Annotated in this window: 18 protein-coding genes; 13 read left to right on the top strand and 5 right to left on the bottom strand. The window is 51.4% G+C overall.

The window, feature by feature from the left end:
• Window positions 1–104: 104 nt before the first annotated feature.
• Both ACF8OF_RS09805 and ACF8OF_RS09800 read right to left on the bottom strand, forming a co-directional pair.
• The gene (locus ACF8OF_RS09805) at window positions 105–3,281 is read right to left on the bottom strand and encodes an efflux RND transporter permease subunit (RefSeq protein WP_025151709.1); all 3,177 of its coding nucleotides are present in this window, start codon (window positions 3,279–3,281) and stop codon (window positions 105–107) included.
• A gap of 14 nt (window positions 3,282–3,295) precedes the next feature.
• The gene (locus ACF8OF_RS09800) at window positions 3,296–4,489 is read right to left on the bottom strand and encodes an efflux RND transporter periplasmic adaptor subunit (protein WP_025151708.1); all 1,194 of its coding nucleotides are present in this window, start codon (window positions 4,487–4,489) and stop codon (window positions 3,296–3,298) included.
• A gap of 125 nt (window positions 4,490–4,614) precedes the next feature.
• Here ACF8OF_RS09800 and acrR point away from each other — a divergent pair, with 125 nt between their 5' ends.
• From acrR to mscK, 3 genes are read left to right on the top strand one after another with little or no spacing between them, the layout of a single operon-like run.
• Window positions 4,615–5,262 (top strand): multidrug efflux transporter transcriptional repressor AcrR, encoded by a 648-nt coding sequence (acrR, locus tag ACF8OF_RS09795; protein ID WP_045138041.1) that lies wholly within the window; start codon window positions 4,615–4,617, stop codon window positions 5,260–5,262.
• Window positions 5,263–5,299: 37 nt separating this feature from the next.
• Complete coding sequence (locus tag ACF8OF_RS09790) at window positions 5,300–5,653, top strand: DsrE/DsrF/TusD sulfur relay family protein (RefSeq protein ID WP_279798810.1); 354 nt, start codon at window positions 5,300–5,302, stop codon at window positions 5,651–5,653.
• A gap of 54 nt (window positions 5,654–5,707) precedes the next feature.
• Complete coding sequence (gene mscK, locus ACF8OF_RS09785; protein ID WP_392496462.1) at window positions 5,708–9,124, top strand: mechanosensitive channel MscK; 3,417 nt, start codon at window positions 5,708–5,710, stop codon at window positions 9,122–9,124.
• On the opposite strand, the gene rsmS is transcribed toward mscK, so the two are convergent.
• Together rsmS and priC are read right to left on the bottom strand one after the other, a co-directional pair.
• Window positions 9,112–9,276, bottom strand: coding sequence for a pleiotropic regulatory protein RsmS (gene rsmS, locus ACF8OF_RS09780; RefSeq protein ID WP_262859098.1), 165 nt, complete (start codon window positions 9,274–9,276; stop codon window positions 9,112–9,114). The genes mscK and rsmS overlap by 13 nt on opposite strands.
• A gap of 19 nt (window positions 9,277–9,295) precedes the next feature.
• The gene (priC, locus tag ACF8OF_RS09775; protein WP_392496459.1) at window positions 9,296–9,841 is read right to left on the bottom strand and encodes a primosomal replication protein PriC; all 546 of its coding nucleotides are present in this window, start codon (window positions 9,839–9,841) and stop codon (window positions 9,296–9,298) included.
• A 168-nt stretch (window positions 9,842–10,009) separates the two neighbouring features.
• Between priC and apt the strand changes: the two genes are divergently transcribed.
• The 10 genes from apt (at window position 10,010) to ACF8OF_RS09725 (ending at window position 20,706) form a co-directional block, all read left to right on the top strand.
• Complete coding sequence (apt, locus tag ACF8OF_RS09770; RefSeq protein WP_392496458.1) at window positions 10,010–10,573, top strand: adenine phosphoribosyltransferase; 564 nt, start codon at window positions 10,010–10,012, stop codon at window positions 10,571–10,573.
• Window positions 10,574–10,667: 94 nt separating this feature from the next.
• Window positions 10,668–12,602, top strand: a complete 1,935-nt coding sequence (gene dnaX / locus ACF8OF_RS09765) for a DNA polymerase III subunit gamma/tau (protein WP_392496456.1) — start codon at window positions 10,668–10,670, stop codon at window positions 12,600–12,602.
• A gap of 44 nt (window positions 12,603–12,646) precedes the next feature.
• Window positions 12,647–12,976 carry a YbaB/EbfC family nucleoid-associated protein gene (locus tag ACF8OF_RS09760; RefSeq protein ID WP_015422952.1) on the top strand — a complete coding sequence of 110 codons (330 nt, stop codon included), beginning with the start codon at window positions 12,647–12,649 and terminating at the stop codon, window positions 12,974–12,976.
• Window positions 12,976–13,593, top strand: coding sequence for a recombination mediator RecR (gene recR, locus ACF8OF_RS09755; RefSeq protein ID WP_025151701.1), 618 nt, complete (start codon window positions 12,976–12,978; stop codon window positions 13,591–13,593). The genes ACF8OF_RS09760 and recR overlap by 1 nt, the downstream gene beginning before the upstream one ends.
• A gap of 161 nt (window positions 13,594–13,754) precedes the next feature.
• Window positions 13,755–15,629 carry a molecular chaperone HtpG gene (gene htpG, locus ACF8OF_RS09750; protein WP_072869524.1) on the top strand — a complete coding sequence of 625 codons (1,875 nt, stop codon included), beginning with the start codon at window positions 13,755–13,757 and terminating at the stop codon, window positions 15,627–15,629.
• A gap of 211 nt (window positions 15,630–15,840) precedes the next feature.
• On the top strand, window positions 15,841–16,485 hold the full coding sequence (gene adk, locus ACF8OF_RS09745; RefSeq protein ID WP_004236486.1) for an adenylate kinase: 645 nt from the start codon (window positions 15,841–15,843) through the stop codon (window positions 16,483–16,485).
• Window positions 16,486–16,674: 189 nt separating this feature from the next.
• Entirely contained in the window at window positions 16,675–17,631 is a 957-nt protein-coding gene (gene hemH / locus ACF8OF_RS09740) for a ferrochelatase (protein WP_392496455.1), read from the top strand.
• Between the two features lie 222 nt (window positions 17,632–17,853).
• On the top strand, window positions 17,854–18,843 hold the full coding sequence (locus tag ACF8OF_RS09735) for a Wzz/FepE/Etk N-terminal domain-containing protein (protein ID WP_279798828.1): 990 nt from the start codon (window positions 17,854–17,856) through the stop codon (window positions 18,841–18,843).
• Between the two features lie 95 nt (window positions 18,844–18,938).
• The gene (locus tag ACF8OF_RS09730) at window positions 18,939–20,249 is read left to right on the top strand and encodes an inosine/guanosine kinase (RefSeq protein ID WP_262859104.1); all 1,311 of its coding nucleotides are present in this window, start codon (window positions 18,939–18,941) and stop codon (window positions 20,247–20,249) included.
• A 244-nt stretch (window positions 20,250–20,493) separates the two neighbouring features.
• Window positions 20,494–20,706 carry a DUF1471 domain-containing protein gene (locus ACF8OF_RS09725; RefSeq protein WP_046893191.1) on the top strand — a complete coding sequence of 71 codons (213 nt, stop codon included), beginning with the start codon at window positions 20,494–20,496 and terminating at the stop codon, window positions 20,704–20,706.
• A gap of 113 nt (window positions 20,707–20,819) precedes the next feature.
• Here the strand turns inward: ACF8OF_RS09725 and ACF8OF_RS09720 are convergent, their stop codons facing one another.
• Entirely contained in the window at window positions 20,820–21,110 is a 291-nt protein-coding gene (locus tag ACF8OF_RS09720; RefSeq protein ID WP_214181181.1) for a hypothetical protein, read from the bottom strand.
• Window positions 21,111–21,280 lie beyond the last annotated feature (170 nt).

Genomic DNA, 21,280 nt, shown 5'->3' with positions numbered 1-21,280 from the left:
CATCTATTGTTTATTTAAGTTTTTTTTACTCAAATTTAAAAATATTCGTCATGTCAAAAAAATAAAAAAGGTCACTAATGTGACCTTTTTATGTTTAAGCAGGATTAAAATCCGTCAGGACTATCACTTTTCTGCGTGACCGCATGAGCATGCTCAATATCGTCACTCTTCTTACTGAAGCGACGGCGGATAACCACATAGAAGACCGGTACGAAGAAGATAGCCAGTGAGGTCGCGGCGATCATACCACCGAATACCCCGGTACCAACGGCGTTCTGTGCACCGGAACCGGCACCGTTACTCAGGACTAATGGTATAACCCCGAGCATAAAGGCCAGTGATGTCATCAGGATAGGACGCAGACGCATCTTAACGGCTTCCAGTGTTGCTTCAATCAGCCCTTTACCTTCTTTCTCCATCAGGTCTTTGGCGAATTCCACAATCAGGATGGCGTTCTTCGCCGACAGCCCGATGGTTGTCAGCAGACCGACCTTGAAGTACACGTCGTTATCCAGCCCGCGTGCGTGGGTCAGTAACAGTGCGCCGATAACCCCGAGCGGAACCACCAGCATAACAGAGAACGGAACCGACCAGCTCTCATACAGGGCCGCCAGACAGAGGAAGACCACAATCAGAGAGATGGTATACAGCGCCGGGGCCTGGTTACCGGACAGTTTTTCCTGGTAAGACATACCTGTCCATTCAACACCAAAGCCCTGCGGCAGTTCTTTCGCCATGCTTTCCATCAGTGCCATCGCATCACCACTACTTTTACCCGGTGCGGCGCTGCCCTGAATCTGCATAGCCGGAATACCGTTATAACGTTCAAGGCGCGGTGAACCGAAGGTCCACGGATCCTTTTGCGTATCGATAAAGGCAGAGAATGGTACCATCTGACCCTGATTATTGCGGACATACTGCTCGGCAATATTTTTCGGCTGCATACGGAACGGCGCATCAGCCTGTACGTACACTTTCTTCACACGACCGCGGTCGATAAAGTCGTTGACGTAGCTGCCGCCGAACATGGTGCTCAGCGCGGCGTTAATGGTTTGGATATCAACCCCTAATGCCTCCGCTTTCTGCTGATCGACATGGATATGATACTGTGAGGTATCTTCCATCCCGTTCGGACGCACCTGCACCAGCATATCCGGATGCTCGCCTGCCATCTTCAGTAACTGGTTACGGGCAGCGGTCAGTGCTTCGTGACCCTGGTTGGCGTTATCCATCAGTTCGAGATCGAAGCCGCTGGATGAACCCAGTTCCACAATCGGCGGAATGTTAACCGCGAAGATCATGGCTGAGGTATCGGTAAAGAAGTGCTGGTTGGCGCGTGCAACAACCGCTTCCACCTTATCTTCTTTCGCCTTACGTTCATCCCAGTTTTTCAGAACGATAAACGCCAGACCCATATTCTGTCCCTGACCCGCAAAGCCGAAGCCGTTAACGGTAAAGACAGATTCAACCACGTCTTTTTCATTTTCCAGATAGTACTTACTGACACCATCAAGAACAATCTGGGTTTGTTCCTGTGTGGAGCCGGGAGATAACTGAACCATCGTCAGCAGTACGCCCTGGTCCTCTTCAGGCAGGAATGATGTCGGCAGACGGGTAAACATGAAGATCATGCCTGCAACCAGCAGCACATAGATTAGCAGGTAACGCCCGGTCCCGCGCAGCATACGGCCCACACTGTTGGTGTAGTGGTTGGTCTGCTTCTCAAACATACGGTTAAACCAGCCGAAGAACCCGGTTTGTGTGCCGTGGCTGCCTTTGGTGATTGGTTTAAGCATAGTGGCACACAGTGCCGGTGTCAGGATCAGTGCCACGAAGACGGATAATATCATCGCGGAAACAATGGTAATCGAGAACTGACGGTAGATTGCTCCGGTTGACCCGCCGAAGAAGGCCATCGGAATAAATACCGCTGATAACACCATGGCGATACCGACCAGGGCGCTCTGGATCTGAACCATCGACACTTTTGTGGCTTCTTTCGGCGGCAGGCCGGTCTCCTGCATAACACGCTCGACGTTTTCCACCACCACGATGGCGTCATCCACCAGAAGACCGATTGCCAGTACCATCGCAAACATCGTCAGGGTATTGATCGAATACCCGAAGGCGGCGAGGGTGGCAAAGGTCCCCAGCAGTACCACCGGTACGGCGATTGTCGGGATCAGCGTTGCACGGAAGTTTTGCAGGAACAGATACATCACCACAAACACCAGCATGATCGCTTCGACCAGTGTTTTCACCACTTCGAAAATGGAGATTTTGACGAATGGTGTTGTATCGTACGGATAAACAACAGTCAGACCGTCCGGGAAGAACTCGGACATATTGTTCAGTGTATCGCGGACTGCTTTGGCGGTATCCAGTGCGTTAGCGCCGGTCGCCAGTTTGATCCCGATACCCGCTGCCGGTTTACCGTTATAGCGGGCGATACTGCCGTAGTTTTCTGCACCCAGTTCAACATATGCCACATCTTTCAGGCGGACAACGGAGCCGTCAGTGTTAACCCGCAGCATGATTTCCTGAAACTGCTCAGGACTGTTCAGACGGGTCTGTGCAATGATGGAGGCGTTCAGGCGCTGGTTTGGTACCGGCGGGGTTCCCCCTAACTGACCGGCGGCAACCTGGTTGTTTTGTACCTGAATGGCATTGATGATATCAATTGTACTCAGGTTGTATTTAACCAGTTTATCCGGGTCAAGCCAGATACGCATCGCATACGGGCTGCCGAACAGCTGGGTCTCACCCACACCGCCGACACGGCTGATCGGATCTTTGATGTTGGAGCCGACATAGTCCGCAATGTCATTTTGTGACATTGAGCCGTCTTCAGAGATAAAACCCGCCACCAGCAGGAATGAACTGGCTGATTTCTCAACCGTGATCCCCTGCTGCTGAACTTCCTGAGGAAGCAGCGGCATTGCCAGCTGGAGTTTATTCTGAACCTGTACCTGAGCAATATCCGGGTTGGCGTCCGCTTCAAAGGTCAGCGAGATATTCATGTTACCCGCTGAGTCACTGGTTGAAGACATGTACACCATTTTGTCGATACCGTTCATGTTCTGTTCGATAACCTGCGTTACCGTGTTCTGAACCGTTTCGGCATCGGCGCCCGGATAGTTTGCGGAAATTGAAATAGTCGGCGGTGCAACAGTCGGATACTGTGCCACCGGCAGTTTCATGATCGCCAACAGACCTGCAAGCATGGTAATAATGGCGATTACCCATGCAAATATCGGTCTTTCAATAAAAAACTTTGGCATGAATCACTGACTCCTTATTGGGACTTCTGAGCAGATTCAGTATTTTTCGGCGCAGCCGCCGGCTGTGCATTTAAATCTGCTTCTGTTGCCTTAACGGCAGCACCCGCTTTGATTTTCTGGAAGCCTTCAACCACCACGCGCTCACCATCGTTCACACCGGATGTGACCAGCCATGAGCTGCCGTAAGACTGACCGACAGTGACCGGACGGACTTCGATTTCATTTTTGGCGTTCACAATGTTAACCACCGCACCCCCTTTGGCTGTACGGATAACACCCTGCTGAGGGATCAGGATGGCGTCAGGACGCACACCTTCATCAACACGGGCGCGGACAAACATGCCCGGCAGCAGGGTTTCCTGCGGGTTCGGGAACACGGCGCGCATGGTGATAGAACCGGTGGTTTCGTCAACCGTCACATCGGAGAATTCCAGATAACCTTTATGGGTATAATCTTTGTTTTCCGCTGTCACCAGACTGACCGCCACTTTACCCTGTTCTTTATCCACGACACCGCTGGCGATTTCGTGTTTCAGACGCAGATAATCATCGCTGGACTGAGTTACATCCACATAGATAGGGTCGATCTGCTGAACCAGTGTCAGTGCCTGGGTCTGACCCGTTGCCACTAATGCACCCTCAGTCACGTTTGATTTCCCGGACAGGCCGGAAATCGGTGACGTAACTTTGGTGTAGTTCAGGTTGATTTGTGCTGTCTGAACCGCAGCCTGTGCAGCCTGAACCGCAGCCTGAGCCTGTGCGTATGTGGAGACCGCCTCATCATAATCCTGGCGGCTGATATAGTTTGTTCCCAGCAACGGTTTATAGCGGTTCACTGTCAGGCGGGCCAGTTCGGCATTCGCTCTGGCTTTGGCCAGTTCAGCCTGCGCGCTGTTCAGCGTGGCCTGAAAAGGAGCCGGATCAATTTGATAGAGCGATTCGCCTTCTTTGACGTCACTTCCTTCTTTGTAGTTGCGTTTTAAAATGATGCCGCCGACCTGAGGGCGCACTTCCGCGATGCGGTAAGCAGAAGTTCGTCCCGGCAGTTCCGTGCTCACTGTCAGTGGTGCCGCTTTCAGTGTGACAACTTTAACATCCGGCGGTGGCATTTCGCCCCCTTGCTTCTGCTCTTCACCACATCCGGACAGCAGAAAGCTCCCGGACAGAACGAGCATCGCCAGAGGTAGAACGCCTCTGTTTTTTCGCATAGTAAACCTCTATAAAATGTCGATTTTTAACCGGTAAATATGGTTGATTAACTAATAAATCAGCGTGCTATAATACAAACATACACGAATGTATGTAAATTAACTTCAGATGACACAGGCCTTACATGGCACGAAAAACTAAACAACAGGCCGGAGAAACCCGCCGGCAGATTATTGATGCCGCATTGACCGCCTTCAGTGAGCGGGGCGTGTCTGCGACGTCATTAGTGGATATTGCAAAGCAAGCAGGTGTGACCCGTGGTGCGATCTATTGGCACTTCAAAAATAAAGTTGATCTGTTTACTGAAGTCTGTTCGATAACCGATACGAAAATTGGCTTTATTGAACAAGAGTATCGGGCAAAATACCCGGATAATCCACTTTTAGTGTTTAAGAAAATATTAATTTACATTCTGACGTCTGTGGCATCCGATCCCAAAATGCGGGCTATTTTGAGCATTTCATTTCATAAATGTGAATTTACCGGTGAAATGAGCGAATTAATTACCATCAGACAAAATTTATATGCTGCGGAATACTCCAGAATAGAATCTTTTCTGATAGAAAGTGTCACTCTGGGGCTGCTGCCGTCAACCCTCGACCTGCGCCGTGCGGCTATTATGCTGCGCGGGATGATAACCGGGCTGTTAGAAAACTGGCTCTTTTCCAGCGAGAGTTTTAATATCAGCGGGCAGGCCGAATATTTGGTTGACGGTTATCTGGATATGTTAATGCTCAGTAAAAATATGCAACTACCGCCGGCAGACGCCTGATTTACATTTTATAACATTAACCTTAAGGATATCATGTATGAAGCCTGTATTAATTATTGCCAACGGCGCTGCGTATGGCAGTGAATCTTTATTTAATGCTCTGCGTCTGGCAATTGCGATTAAAGAGCAGGATACTCAGGTGCCGATGAATATTTTTCTGATGTCAGATGCGGTGGTTGCCGGGTTACGCGGTCAGCAGCCGAAAGAAGGTTATAACCTGAAACAGATGCTGGAGATCCTGCTGGCACAGAAAACAGAGATTAAGCTGTGCAAAACCTGCACCGATGCGCGCGGTATCACTGAGCTTCCGCTGGTGGACGGTGTGCAGGTCGGGACGCTGGCCGAACTGGCACAGTGGTCACTGGATGCAGAAAAAATCATTACCTTTTAATCAGATAACCTGAAACAAACAGCCGGGGAAGGGCAGATACAGGTGGATATTATTATGAAGCGAATCAGCCGTGTCCCGGCTTCCGGTCTGCTGAGGCAGATTTTCCTCCGTCTTTTTACCTGTTTTATCTTTCTGCTGCCGGTACTGGTTCAGAACAGTGCATTGGCGGCCGCGCCGGATATTCCGGACCGCAACACCATTCAGACCGAACTCAATGCTCTGAATAACCGCAAAGAACAGACTGCCGCTGATAAGTTATCAGTGCAGGATCTGGAGCGGGCGCTGGTGTTTTATGACAATCTCGATGCCCTGAAAGAGAAATCGCAGGCACTGAAAAAACAGGTGGATGACGCCCCGAAATTGTCAGATCAGGTCACACAAAAATTTACGCAGATTAAATCATTAACGGATGAAGGCGTGGCGGAATACCGGGCCTCCATTGAGAATCTGCCGCTCTCACAGCTGGAGCTGAAACTTAACAGCACCCTTGAGGCGTTGCAGACCGCACAGAATAACCTCTCTTCTTATAACAGTGATCTGATTGCACTCCAGACTCAGCCTGAGCGCGCGCAGAATATTATGTATGCCAATGTACAGCGCCTGCAGCAGATCCGCGTTGAACTGAATGACTCTATGGCAGCCCAGAAAGTGCTGCGGCCGACGGAAATTGAAGCCCTTCAGGTAGAGCAGTATTACTTACAGCAGCAGATTGATTATCAGAAGCGGGCATTACAGTCGAACACCCTGCTGCAGAACCTGCTGCAGGTGCAGCGTGACTATGTGGTGGAACGCATCAAACAGCTGGAAAGCAATATTGATGTGATTCAGGAAACCGTCAGCAGTAAACGGCTGGATTATTCGGAAGAAGCAGCCAAAGAGGCGCAGAGCTCGGATGATACCCCGCGTAATATGCAGGACGATCCGCTGGTGCAGCGTGAAATCGCGCTCAACCATGATTTAAGTGAAAAACTGGTCGCCGCTACCCGTGATAATAACCAGCTGGTGCAGCGCACGATTAAAATCCGCAGTATTCTGGATCGCGCGCTGCAATCCGAGCGCAACCTCAAAGAGCAGATTACGGTGTTGCGCGGCAGTCTGCTGCTCTCCCGTATCCTGTTTAAAGAGCAGATCAACCTGCCGCCGGATTTACTGATTAAGGATTTACCGGACAGAATTGCGGATATGCGCCTGGCGCAGTTTGAAATTAACCAGCAGCGCGACAAGCTTTATCAGCCGGACAATTTCGTCAGTACCCTGATTGACGAATACGCCAAAACCCATGATGTACCGGCGACCGAAGCGGATCTGCGGGCTCAGAAGCATGCACTGATGCAGGTGGTGTCCGTCCGTCAGGATCTGCTGGATCAGCTGAATACCCAGATGGGCAACCAGATTTCCCAGGCGATTAACCTGCAGCTGGATCAGACTCAGCTGGTTACCGTGGTGGCTTCACTGGAGAAAACCCTCGCGCAGCAGATTTTCTGGGTCAACAGTAACAAACCGGTAAACCTGGCCTGGTTTCAGTCTTTCCCGGGCGCAGCCAAACAGGAGCTGACGTCACTGGATCTGAACTGGTCACTGCAAAGCCTGGTCAACGGTTTTATCGATTCCCTCTTTATTACCATTCCGCTGCTGATTATTGCGCTGCTGCTGCGTTTCGGTACCAAGAATATTGATACCAAACTGGCGGAAATTAATGCCGATGTCGGGCGGCTGAAAAAAGACCGGCAGATATACACGCCGATGGCGCTGGGGCTGACGCTGATCAAAACCTTGCCTTCCTCACTGCTTGTCATCGCTTTCGGGTATTTTTGCCTGAAAACCGGCAGTGCGGATTCCGCGCTGATGTGGACCATCTCCCGCCAGCTGGCACTCTTCTGGGTGCTGTTCGAGTGGAGCTACCGGGTGATGAAACCGGAAGGCATTGCGGTCACGCACTTCGGGATTGACCCGGAGATCTGCCGTACCGGCCGCCGCAGACTGGTGCGTCTGGCTCTGCCGCTGCTGCCGATTATGCTGTGGGCCGCTTACGGCATGGAATATCCGCTGCGTCTGGTGGATGATGTGATTGGTCAGCTGGTGGTGCCGGTGGCGCTGGTGTTCGTCTTTGCATTCACACTGCCGTTCTGCATTGAGATCTGGCGTGAGAAAGGCTCTCACCTGGTGCGGGCGTTTCTGCTGACCCTGCTGACGTTCTCTCCGCTGATTCTGGTGGTGCTGGTCGGTCTGGGGTATTACTACACGGCGCTGCGCCTCAGCAGCCGCTGGATAGACAGCCTCTATCTGCTGCTGATGTGGTATATGGTGTATCACACCAGTCTGCGCGGCCTGGCACTGGCGGCGCGGCGGCTGACCTATCAGCGTGCGCTGGCCCGCCGTCAGAAACAGCAGGTTCAGCATAAAGAACAGCATGAGGGGGATGATGTCCCGGATATGATTGTGGAAGAGCCGCCGATGTCGATGGAGCTGATTAATCAGCAGTCACTGCGTCTGACCTCGATGGTGCTGTTTATTGTCTTTGCGGTGGCGTTCTACGGTATATGGTCTGATTTTATTACCATATTCTCTTTCTTCGACAGTATCACGCTGTGGCATTACAACGTCGATACCGCACTGGGGAATGTGGTGGAGGCGATCACGCTCGGGGATCTGATCCTGTCTGTCCTGATTGTGGTCATTTCCTGGATAATGATGCGCAACCTGCCGGGGCTGCTGGAAGTCCTTGTGCTCTCACGTCTCTCGCTGCGTCAGGGCACCTCGTACGCCATCACCACGATTCTGACTTACCTGATTGTCGGGATCGGGACGATTGCCGCGTTCGGTACGCTCGGGGTGTCGTGGGGTAAATTACAGTGGCTGGCGGCAGCCTTAACCTTCGGTCTCAGCTTCGGGTTACAGGAAATCTTCGCCAACTTTGTCTCTGGTATCATTATTCTGTTCGAGCGCCCGATCCGCATCGGCGATACCGTCACTATCGGCACCTTCTCCGGTACGGTTAACAAAATCCGTATCCGTGCGACCACGGTGGTTGATTTTGACCGCAAAGAGGTGATTATCCCGAACAAAGCCTTTATGACCGAGCGCCTGACCAACTGGTCACTGTCTGATACGGTCACGCGGATTGTGATTAATGTCGGTGTGGCTTACGGTTCGGATCTGGCGAAAGTGAAAGAGGTCTTACTGAAAGCCGCCACCGATAACCCGAAAGTGATGACTGACCCGGCGCCGGGCGTGTATTTCACCGAGTTTGGTGCCAGCAGTCTCGATCACCAGCTGCGTTTCTATGTGCGCACTATCGGTGACCGCAGTGCCACCACGGACGAAGTGAACCGCGCGATTGACCGGATGGCGCGTGAAAACGATATCAATATCGCCTTCAACCAGCTGGAAGTGTATCTCCACGATCAGAACAGCGGTAAAGAAGTGCAGGTGCAGGGAAAAGATAAGGATGACGGCGCTCAGCCGGCCTGATCACCGTCAGTATCGCGCAGTTTGTTTTCATAATCGCGGCGGACAATCTGTAACGCCGCGAGCACGGTTGCGGGCGGGATGCGGTTTTCTTCCAGCAGACAGATAAGATCGACCGCCAGTTTTACCTCATCGGGGGCATTTTCAAGACTCATGGGGATATCCGGTATCTGATTAAAATTCGGTGCCGTCGTGGCGTTCAATCTGCCGCTCTATCCGCTGCAGCGCCTGACGGCAGCGGACAAGGCGTCCGGCCAGTGCTGCCAGCTCTTTCTGCAGTTTTTGCTGTTCGGCAAAGGTTTGTGCGCGGCCGAGGGCCAGCTCACGGTCATCGGTCATCTGTGCCAGGCGGCGCTCATAATCCTGATGCTGCGCCAGACGCTGATACAGATCCACCTGGCTGTCCCGTTTCACATAGCTTTGCTCTTTCTGCCGCAGGGACTGCGTTGCCGCTTCACGGCTCAGTGCCGCAATCTGGGCAACAATTTTTTCTGCCAGGAAGCGCACCTGTTCTGCCCGGTTTTCATCCGCACACAGCTCAAGCTGATCAGTATGGTGCAGTAATTCATCCATGCAGAGACGCAGGGTTTTATTGCGGGCGGCGAACAGGGTATCATCGAAGCAACGCTGGCTCAGCTCCCGGTCTGCTATCGGGGCAATTTGCGCTTCCAGCGCGCAGATTTTCTGCCTCAGCGCCTGTAACAATTGTCTGGTGTTCATATCCGCCTCAGTGAAATGTGCCCGGGATCGTCGTTGTTGAGGATCTGATAACTACGGAAGCATTTTTTAGTCTGTTTGATATAAAACAACAAATAATCGGCAAAGTCACGGGATACGGTTGCAATTTTCCCCTGATTTGCATAGATTCTGAGGTTTCGTGTTCTCTCTATGGCACCTATTATGAGCGCAACTGCTGAACAACTGCAATTTATTAAAGAAAGTATCCGGACTATCCCTGACTATCCTAAGGAAGGGGTACTGTTTCGCGACATCACCACATTACTGTCTGACCCTGAAGCTTACCGCCTGACGATTGATATGCTGGTGGCGCATTTCGCAGACAAAGGGATCACCAAAGTCGTGGGCACTGAAGCCCGCGGATTCTTATTCGGCGCACCGGTTGCGTTACGTCTGGGTGTCGGCTTTGTCCCGGTCCGCAAAAAAGGGAAATTACCGTGTGATACCCTCAGCGAGACCTATGATCTGGAATACGGCACTGATACCCTGGAGATGCATAAAGACAGCATCAGCAGCGGTGACAACGTGCTGGTTGTTGATGACCTGCTGGCCACCGGCGGCACCGTCAATGCGACCATCCGTCTGATCCGCCGTCTGGGCGGTGAAGTGCATGAAGCGGCCTTTATTATCGGCCTGCCGGATCTCGGCGGCGCGAAACGCCTTGAAGCGGAAGGTGTACACAGCTTCTGCCTGCTGGAATATGCCGGCGGTTGAGTCTCTCCCCGTATTAAACGCAAACTCAGCCTCGCCCATTGTGGTGAGGCTGTGGTAGCATGATGGAAAATCATGTTCACTCTCTGCGGAATCCATGAGCTATCAAGTCCTTGCCCGTAAGTGGCGACCACAAACATTTTCACAGGTTATCGGTCAGCAGCATGTTCTGACAGCGCTCGCAAACGGGCTGGAACATCAGCGGCTGCACCACGCCTATCTCTTTTCCGGTACCCGCGGGGTCGGAAAAACCACCCTGGCACGGCTGTTCGCCAAAGGTCTCAACTGCGAACAGGGCATCACCGCCACCCCGTGCGGTAAATGCCAGAACTGCCTGGAAATTGAGCAGGGGCGGTTTGTTGATCTGATTGAGATCGATGCCGCATCGCGCACCAAGGTGGAAGATACCCGTGAACTGCTGGATAACGTCCAGTACGCTCCGTCACGCGGGCGTTTCAAAGTCTATCTTATCGATGAAGTCCACATGCTCTCCCGTCACAGCTTTAATGCGCTGCTGAAAACCCTGGAAGAGCCGCCGGAGCACGTCAAATTCCTGCTGGCGACCACCGACCCGCAAAAGCTGCCGGTGACGATTTTATCCCGCTGCTTACAGTTCCATCTCAAAGCACTGGATGTGGATCAGATCAGTCAGCAGCTTGATACCATTCTGACCGCAGAACAGATTGAAAACGATGCCCGCGCACGGCTGTTACTGGCCCGTGCCGCCGACGGCAGTATGCGTGATGCGCTGAGTCTGGCGGATCAGGCGATTGCGCTTGGTGCCGGAAAAGTGACCACGGACGTGGTCACGCAGATGCTCGGTACTCTCGACGACGAGCAGCCCCTGACTATCCTGGAAGCCCTGGTAAAAGGGGATGGCGTTCAGGTGATGAACGGTGTGAACGATGCCGCATCACGGGGCGCGGACTGGGATAATCTGCTGACAGAAATGCTGGCGGCACTGCATAAAATTGCCATGCTGCAACTGCTGCCGGTACAGGAAAACAGTGCTGCCGGTGTGACAGAAGAGCGTCTGCGTATCCTGGCCCGGGCCATTGCCCCGGCGGATCTGCAACTCTATTACCAGACACTGCTGGTCGGCCGCAAAGAGCTGCCGTATGCGCCTGACAGACGCATGGGCGCGGAAATGGCGCTGTTACGTGCGCTGGCATTCCATCCGCGTAATGTGATTGATGACGTGATCACCGCGCCGTCCGTGGCACCGGTTTCCCTGCCGTCACAACCGCAGACCGCAGCACCGGTCACACCGGCACGCAGTACACCGCCGCCGGTGATGCCGCAGGAAACGGAAAATAACCCGACAGCCCAGTTGCTGAGAGCCCGTGATGCGCTGAACCGGCAGGAGACCCCGCCGTCAAAAAAGTCTGAGCCGGTTACCTTAACGGATAAGGGTAAACCGGCGAACTCAGCACTGGAGCGACTCGCTGCCGTGACTGAAAACCGCCGGGGGCGTGCTGTGTCTGCTCCGCAGCCGAAAGCATCCGGAAAGCCGCAGCCGTATCAGTGGCGTCCGCAGAAACAGGATGAACCGGAAGAAAAAAACCCGGTTGCGCGCCCGAAAGATATCAAAAAAGCCCTTGAGCACGAAAAAACACCGGAAGTGGCTGAAAAGCTGGCTGTTGCCGCCCGGGAACGGGATCCGTGGGCGGCGGATATTGATAAAATGCAGCTGCCGAAACTGGTGCAGCAACTGGCGCTGAATGCCGTGAAAGAGCAGACCGGGGAAGACAGTATTTGTCTGCATCTGCGTACCTCGCAGCGCCACCTGAATTCAAAATCAGCACACAGTGTGCTGAGTGATGCACTGAGTGAACTTTATGGTAAAGTTATCAGTCTCACGATTTGTGAAGACGATGATGTCAGCATGAAAACGCCGCTGGAATGGCGGCAGGCTATCTATGAAGAGATGCTGGCGCAGGCGCGTCAGTCCATTGTGACGGATAAAACCATTCAGACTCTGCTGACCTTTTTTGATGCGGAACTGGATGAAGAGAGTATCCGGCCTGTTTAACCACCCTGCGTTGGAATACGCAATTTAGTCAAAGAGAGAAAACTATGTTCGGTAAAGGCGGTTTGGGCAATCTCATGAAACAAGCCCAGCAAATGCAGGATAAAATGCAGCAGATGCAGGAAGAGATTGCAAATACGGAAGTCACCGGTGAATCCGGTGCAGGCCTGGTTAAAGTGACTATCAACGGCGCACATAACTGCCGCCGTGTGGAAATCGATCCAAGCCTGATGGAAGACGACAAAGAGATGCTCGAAGATCTGATTGCTGCCGCATTCAATGATGCCGCGCGTCGTATCGACGAAACTCAGAAAGAAAAAATGGCGTCAGTCTCCAGCGGAATGCAGCTGCCGCCGGGCTTTAAGATGCCGTTCTGATGCAAACCAGTCCGCTTCTTGAAGCACTGATGGACGCCCTGCGCTGCCTGCCGGGCGTCGGGCCGAAATCGGCGCAGCGTATGGCGTTTCAGCTGTTACAGCGCGACCGCAGCGGCGGGATGCGCCTGGCACAGGCGCTGACCCGTGCCATGTCGGAAATCGGTCACTGCCGGGACTGCCGGACGTTTACCGAGCAGGAACAGTGTACTATCTGCGCCAACCCGCGCCGTCAGCAGACCGGCCTTATCTGTGTGGTGGAAAGCCCGGCGGATATCCATGCGATTGAGCAGACAGGGCAGTTTTCCGGCCGTTACTTTGTGCTGATGGGACACCTGTCACCGCTGGACGGCATCGGTCCGATGGATATCGGGCTGGATAAACTGGAGGCGAGGCTGGCTCAGGAAACCATCACTGAGGTGATCCTGGCGACCAACCCGACAGTGGAAGGGGAAGCCACCGCCAACTATATTGCGGAAATGTGCGCGCAGTATGATGTCTCCGCCAGCCGTATCGCCCATGGTGTACCGGTCGGCGGTGAGCTGGAAATGGTGGACGGTACGACCTTGTCCCACTCCATTGCCGGACGTCAGAAAATCCGTTACAACAGCGGTTACTGACAGCAATTTTGCCTGTTACCCGGACAGACGGTCTGTGCCGTCTGTCACTTTTCCTCAGAATTGTCACAAAAAATTCCCCGTTTGCCTTGAAAATGTAAAGACCGGCCCCACCTGATTTTTATCCTGTTTTTTTTCGTTGATAAGTCAGTCTGAGGTTATTCATGAGTCTGCAAGAACAAGAAACCCGTGGTTTTCAGTCAGAAGTAAAACAACTTCTGCAGTTAATGATCCACTCACTTTATTCCAACAAAGAAATTTTCCTGCGCGAGCTTATCTCCAACGCCTCTGATGCGGCCGATAAACTGCGCTTCCGTGCCTTATCCGACAGTTCACTGTATGAAAATGACGGTGATCTGCATGTCCGTCTGTCCGCTGATAAAGAAAAACGCACCCTGACCATCAGTGATAACGGTATCGGGATGACCCGTGATGAGGTCATCGACAACCTGGGCACGATTGCCAAATCCGGCACCAAAGCTTTCCTCGAATCGCTCGGCTCTGACGCGGCAAAAGACAGCCAGCTGATCGGTCAGTTCGGGGTGGGTTTCTATTCCGCCTTTATCGTGGCAGACAAAGTCACGGTGATCACCCGTGCCGCAGGTGTGCCGTCTGATCAGGCAGTATTCTGGGAATCGGAAGGGGAAGGGGATTACTCTATCGCCAAAACCCACAAGGATTCACGCGGTACTGAAATCACCCTGCATTTCCGTGAAGGGGAAGATGAGTTCCTCGATGACTGGCGTCTGCGCTCGGTTATCGGCAAATATTCTGATCATATTGCGCTGCCGGTGGAAATCGAAAGCAAAAATGAAGAAGACGGCACTGTTATCTGGGAAAAAATCAACAAAGCTCAGGCACTGTGGACGCGCAATAAAAACGACATCAGTGATGAAGAATATAATGAGTTTTACAAGCATCTCTCCCATGATTTCGCTGATCCGCTGACATGGGCGCATAACCGCGTGGAAGGGAAGCAGGAATACACCAGCCTGCTCTATATCCCGTCTGTGGCACCGTTTGACCTGTGGCACCGCGATCAGCGTCGTGGCCTGAGCCTGTATGTCCAGCGCGTGTTTATCATGGATGACGCGGAACAGTTTATGCCGAACTATCTGCGCTTTGTGCGCGGCCTGATAGATTCCAATGATCTGCCGCTCAACGTTTCCCGTGAGATTTTACAGGACAGCGCCGTCACCCGCAGCCTGCGCAGCGCACTGACCAAACGTGTTCTGCAGATGCTGGAAAAACTGGCCAATAATGACGCGGAAAAATACCAGACATTCTGGCAGCAGTTCGGCCTGGTTCTGAAAGAAGGTCCGGGCGAGGACAGCACTAATGCGGAACTGATCGCCAAACTGCTGCGTTTTGCCAGCACGAAGGAAGACACCTCCGCGCAGACCGTTTCCCTGGCGGATTATGTATCCCGCATGGCGGAAGGTCAGGAGAAAATTTACTACATCACTGCTGACAGCTATGCGGCTGCGAAAAACAGCCCGCATCTGGAACTGTTCCGCAAGAAAGGCATTGAAGTGTTGTTGCTCTCCGATCGCATCGATGAGTGGATGATGAATTACCTCAATGAATTTGATGGTAAAACTTTCCAGTCTGTCAGCAAAGCGGATGAATCGCTGGAAAAACTGGCGGATGAAGATCCGGCAGCGAAGGAAGAAGCGGACAAAGAGCTGGCACCGTTTGTTGAGCGGGTGAAAACCCTGCTCGGTGATCGCGTAAAAGAAGTGAAACTGACTCACCGTCTGACATCAACCCCGGCGATTGTCACCACCGATGCTGATGATATGAGCACACAGATGGCGAAACTGTTTGCCGCCGCCGGCCAGCAGGCGCCGGAAGTGAAATACAACTTTGAACTGAACCCGGAACACCCGCTGGTGAAACTGGCTGCAGAACAGCAGGATGAAAGCCGCTTTGCCGACTGGATCAATCTGCTGCTCGATCAGGCGCTGTTTGTTGAACGCGGAACCCTGGAAGATCCGAACGAATTCGTTTCCCGGATGAATAGTCTGTTATTAGGCTAAAAACAGGCGTTCCCGCGACGGGTGAGCGAAATCGCGTATAACCCGCTTAAAAACCACATGATTTCATGATGATCATGTGGTTTTTTTATTGAAGTCAGGAAAACCGAACAGCAGAGTTTCCCCGCTTTTCTTGAGTCCATACCCTGACAAATGGTATGGTAGCTTGTTTTTATCCGAATTATAAAAAAGCAACCAGCAAGGGGTTTACGCAATGCGTATTATTCTGCTCGGCGCTCCGGGCGCCGGTAAAGGGACTCAGGCTCAGTTTATCATGGAAAAATACGGGATCCCTCAGATCTCGACGGGTGACATGCTGCGTGCAGCAGTGAAATCCGGCAGTGAATTGGGTCTCCAGGCAAAAGAACTGATGGACAACGGCAAATTAGTGACTGACGCATTAGTTATCGCACTGGTTAAAGAGCGCATCAAACAGGATGACTGCCGTAACGGTTTCCTGCTGGACGGGTTCCCGCGCACCATTCCGCAGGCAGATGCAATGAAAGAAGCCGGTATCACCGTTGATTTCGTTCTGGAATTTGATGTTCCGGATGAGATTATCGTTGACCGTATTATCGGCCGCCGTGTACATGCGGGCTCAGGCCGTGTGTATCATGTAAAATACAATCCGCCGAAGACAGAAAATAAAGACGACGTGACTGGTGAAGAACTGACCATCCGTAAAGATGATCAGGAAGAGACCGTCCGTAAGCGTCTGGTGGAATACCATCAGCTGACTGCACCACTGATCCAGTACTATCAGAAAGAAGCTCAGATGAGTGACGTGAAATACAACCGTATTGACGGCACCCGTCCGGTAAGCGAAGTCAGTCAGGAATTAGCCCGTATCCTGGGTTGATCCGGCACTTATTTCTGTCAGGCAGCCAAACGGCTGCCTTTTTTTATCCTGAACTGCCAGTGAACCGCAGCCAACGAACCTGCGGGCAAAAGGATGAAGAACATGAAGAACATGGCAGAAAAGAATAAGAATCATTACATACAATACATTACCCTGACAATCATTCTCAGTTGCTGACAGGATTTTCTGATGACAAATCAATACAAACGCGGCGTTTTACTGGTTAATTTAGGGACTCCGGATGCGCCGGAAACCCCGGCGGTAAAACGCTATCTGAAGCAGTTTCTGAGTGACCCGCGAGTGGTGGATGTCTCTCCGCTGCTCTGGCAGTGTATTCTGCGCGGTATTGTGCTGCCGTTCCGCTCACCGCGTGTGGCGAAGCTTTATCAGTCTGTCTGGATGGAAGAGGGTTCCCCGCTGCTGGTATACAGCCGCCGTCAGCAGGCGGCACTGGCGGCTCAGATGCCGGGGACTCCGGTGGAACTGGGGATGAGCTATGGTTCGCCGTCGCTGGAATCTGCGGTTGATGCCCTTCTGGCGCAGGGCGTGACACATCTGGATGTCCTGCCGCTGTATCCGCAGTATTCCTGCTCAACCACCGCGGCGGTCTTTGACGGGCTGGCGGATATCTTTAAACGCCGCCGGACATTCCCGTCACTCCGTTTTATCCGCAGCTACGCGACTCACCCGCTCTATATTGAGGCGCTGGCACAGTCGGCAGAGGCGGCATTCGCGAAGCACGGGGTACCTGACCGCCTGATTTTGTCCTATCACGGAATTCCTGTCCGTTATGCGAAAGAAGGGGATATTTACCCGGCGGAATGTGACGCGACAACAGCATTACTGCGGGAAAGGCTTAATTTCCCGGCAGAACGTATCATGCACACTTATCAGTCCCGCTTTGGCCGTGAGCCGTGGCTTACGCCTTATACTGATGAAACCATGAAGTTATTACCCTCGCAAGGAGTTAAATCCGTTCAGGTGATGTGTCCGGGGTTTTCTGCAGACTGCCTGGAAACATTAGAAGAAATAATGGAGCAGAATAAAACATTATTTTTATCTTCCGGAGGCGTTGAATATCATTACATTCAGTCCCTTAATGATGATGAAATTCATATAAAACTAATGCGGGCGTTAGTTGGTTAGTTTTTTTACATGCCAATCTGGAATAGTCCGAAACATACCACTGTTATGCGTAGAATTTTAAGGAATTAATGTTAACATTACCTATATGACAATTAATTAGCCGAAAAATGACAGATATTACTGTTCATTTTACGTAAAATTCAGTATTTCACATGACAGATATTACTGTTCATTTTACGTAAAATTCAGTACTTCATTGCAGACAGGACGGGTGCTACGGATATGGTGAATGAGAAGGGCTCAGTTAACCTTAATAATGACGAGATCGATATTATTGATCTGCTGACGCTGTTGTACCGGCATAAGATTTTTATCGTCATTGTGACCGTATTATTCGCTGCCGCCGGATTTGGTGTCGCCAAAATACTGCCGCAGAAATGGACCAGCACAGCCGAAGTGACGGCGACAGATCTCCGCGATATGCCGGATCTGGATAACGTCCGTCTGCAGATGAATGCACTTAACGTGTCTGCGGTCTCTGATTTACCTGCGGCGTTTAATGTTTTCAGTACGGTCTGGCAGTCGCCGTCAGTACAGGAATCATTTCGTCTCTCACAGGGTGATACCACCGTTTCCGGCTCTTTTGGTTTTCAGAAAACGGACGGAAACATACTGGAACCGGCTACCGCCAAAGTCACCTTCACCGCTGCTGACCCGCAGACCGCACAGCAAATGCTGTCGGATTATCTCGATTACACCGCGCAATACAGCCGGAATGTGATGCAGACACAGTTGCAGGAAAACCTCGCGGCTGCGCTGAGTGCCGGTCAGAGCCAGTACAGGGTGGCGCTGGTGAAAGCCGAACATCAGCGTGAGCAGACGCTGGCTTACCTGGCTGCAGCAGAACGGGTTGCACCGGCGGCGGCTTCTGCCCCGCCTCAGAATCCGGGAGCAGACCCGGTAGCGTCTTACCGTGCCATGGGCCGCCCGGCGGTGACACAGATGATAGACTCCCTGAAAGCACTGGATTTACCGGCGGTGGATGCGGAACTTCTGGACAGAGCCTATACCCTGAAATCCATCAAAAGTATCGCGCCTTTCTCACTGAATATTATTCCGTTCACCGTGACCGAATCCCCGGATCTGCCGGTGGTGAAAGACGGTCCCGGCACGAAAATGTATCTCATTGCATCCGCCTTTTTAGGGTTTATCCTTGCAGTGATGGCAGTTTTTTCATGGAATATGTTTGTTAACAGAAAAAAAACAGCATAATTTCCGGTTGAGCGGACATTGAGGGTTCTGTCCGCTCACATTCTTCGTTGCATTATGATAAAATGCGACATCTTTTTTTCCGGCCATGAACCTTTATGAAATTCCCCGGCAGACGCAAATCCAAACACTATTTCCCGGTCAGCCTGCGTGACCCGTTATTACAGCCCGTCCAGCTGATGAAAGATGATGAAAATACCCGCGCCTATATCGTGGGTATTGATCAGACGCTGGTGGATATTGAAGCCAACGTGGATGATGATTTTATCCGCCGTTATCAGCTCAGCCGCGGGCATTCGCTGGTCATTGAGGATGATGTGGCTGAAGAGCTCTACCGGGAGCTGATCGGGCGTTCGCTGATCACGCATGAATTTGCCGGCGGCACTATCGGTAATACTCTCCACAATTATTCCGTCCTGGCAGACGACCGTTCTGTGCTGCTGGGTACCATGTGCAATAATATTCAGATTGGCAGCTATGCCTATTATTATCTGTGCAATACATCCAGTCGTATGGATCTTAACTATTTACAGGGTGTTGACGGCCCGATTGGCCGCTGCTTTACTCTGATCAGTGAAAACGGCGAGCGGACATTTGCCATCAGCCCCGGGCTGATGAACCAGCTGCGTCCGGAAAGCATTCCGGAAGCGATCATTGCGGAAGCCTCGGCACTGGTGCTGACCGCCTATCTGGTGCGCTGCAAACCGGGCGAACCGATGCCGGATGCCACCATGAAAGCCATTGAATACGCGAAAAAACATGATGTGCCGGTGATCCTGACACTGGGCACCAAACATGTGATCGCGGAAGATCCGCAGTGGTGGCGTGATTTCCTCGCGCAAAATATTTCTGTGCTGGCAATGAATGAAGAAGAAGCGCTGGCACTGACCGGAATTGCCGACCCGCTTCTGGCGTCAGATAAAGCCCTTGACTGGGTGGATCTGGTGCTGTGTACCGCAGGTCCTGCCGGGTTATATATGGCTGGTTATTCAGAAAAAGAATTTATGCGCGAAACTACCCACCCGCTGTTACCGGGCGCACTGGCGGAATTTAACCGTTATGAATTCAGCCGTGCAATGCGTCAGAAAGATTGTCAGGATGCAGCGCGGGTCTATTCCCATATCGAGCCTTATATGGGCGGCCCGGATAAGATAATGAACACCAACGGTGCCGGCGACGGGGCATTATCGGCATTACTGCATGACATTACGGCCAACAGCTATCACCGGATGAATATCCCGAACTCCAGTAAGCACCAGCGCCGCTATCTGACCTACTCTTCTCTGGCGCAGGTCTGCAAATATGCCAACCGTGTCAGCTATCAGGTACTGATTCAGCACTCACCGCGTCTGACCAAAGGGTTACCGGATCGCGAAGACAGTCTGGAAGAGTCATACTGGGAACGCTGATAAAGATAATTGAAAAACGCCGGAATTTTCCGGCGTTTTTTATGGGCAATAACAGATAGCTCAATATATTACCTATAAGGATAATCTGTGTTACACATCGGTATCATCAACTTTACTGATGAAGTTGAGGTGAAAAATTCGCTTTAACCTCAGGTTATGTTGAGGTTTAAGCTTTGGTCATTCCCGGCAAGAGAGGCTTGCCAGATGAAATATACCCTTTATTGAATGTAACAAGGAAATGACCATGAATACTGTAAAAACACTGATTACTGCTTCTGCTCTGACACTGTTTTCCTTTGCGGCTTCTGCTGAATCAGTCTCTGTCACCAGTGACACACTGACATCTGCTGAAGCAAAAATTGCTGAAAAAGCACAGGAAAGCGGAGCTTCCGGTTATACCATCACCAGTGCCCGTACGACTGATAATGTGATTATGACGGCAGAACTGCACAAATAATGGTATTCAGTGACTGAGTATCTTTTTATTATCCTCTGATATAAATCCTGTTCCGGCAGGATTTTTTATGTGTATATAAAAAAGCCCGGTCAGACCGGGCTTGTAGCTGATATTTAGTTCTGCGAATTAAAATAATTTCTGTACATTTCCATCTGCTCAGGTGTGATTTGTGTCGGATTAACAAGTACAGGTATCGGTACATTGACAGGAAGTTGTTTTATACCATCATGAATTAAACTGCCCACTACAGCAGTCCCAGCCCCCACGACTGGTGCAGCCGGTGTCATTGCAGCCCCTATTGCTGCTGTTAACACAAGGTCATTTATAAATTTAATATTATCAATATTATTCTGATTACCTGCTCCTGAAACATTTTCCATCATATGCTTAGTTAATAATTTCATATTATTTAATCCTTTTTACAGAATCGGATACCCATAGTGAGATCAGATTAATAACACTCCCTGTAATAACCGAGATAGAATAATTAGTATCTGTGTAAAATGAAAAATTAAAATACATCTCTTTTAATACACTTGTCTTTAAAAGAGGAAACAATGTAACAAATAGCGTT

The organism is Morganella sp. TYF_1, assembly GCF_043105645.1.
In the GTDB taxonomy this organism is placed as follows: Bacteria; Pseudomonadota; Gammaproteobacteria; order Enterobacterales; family Enterobacteriaceae; genus Morganella; species Morganella morganii_B.
The sequence above is the reverse complement of the archived record's forward strand: the minus strand, read 5'-3'. Positions and strand labels throughout refer to the sequence as shown.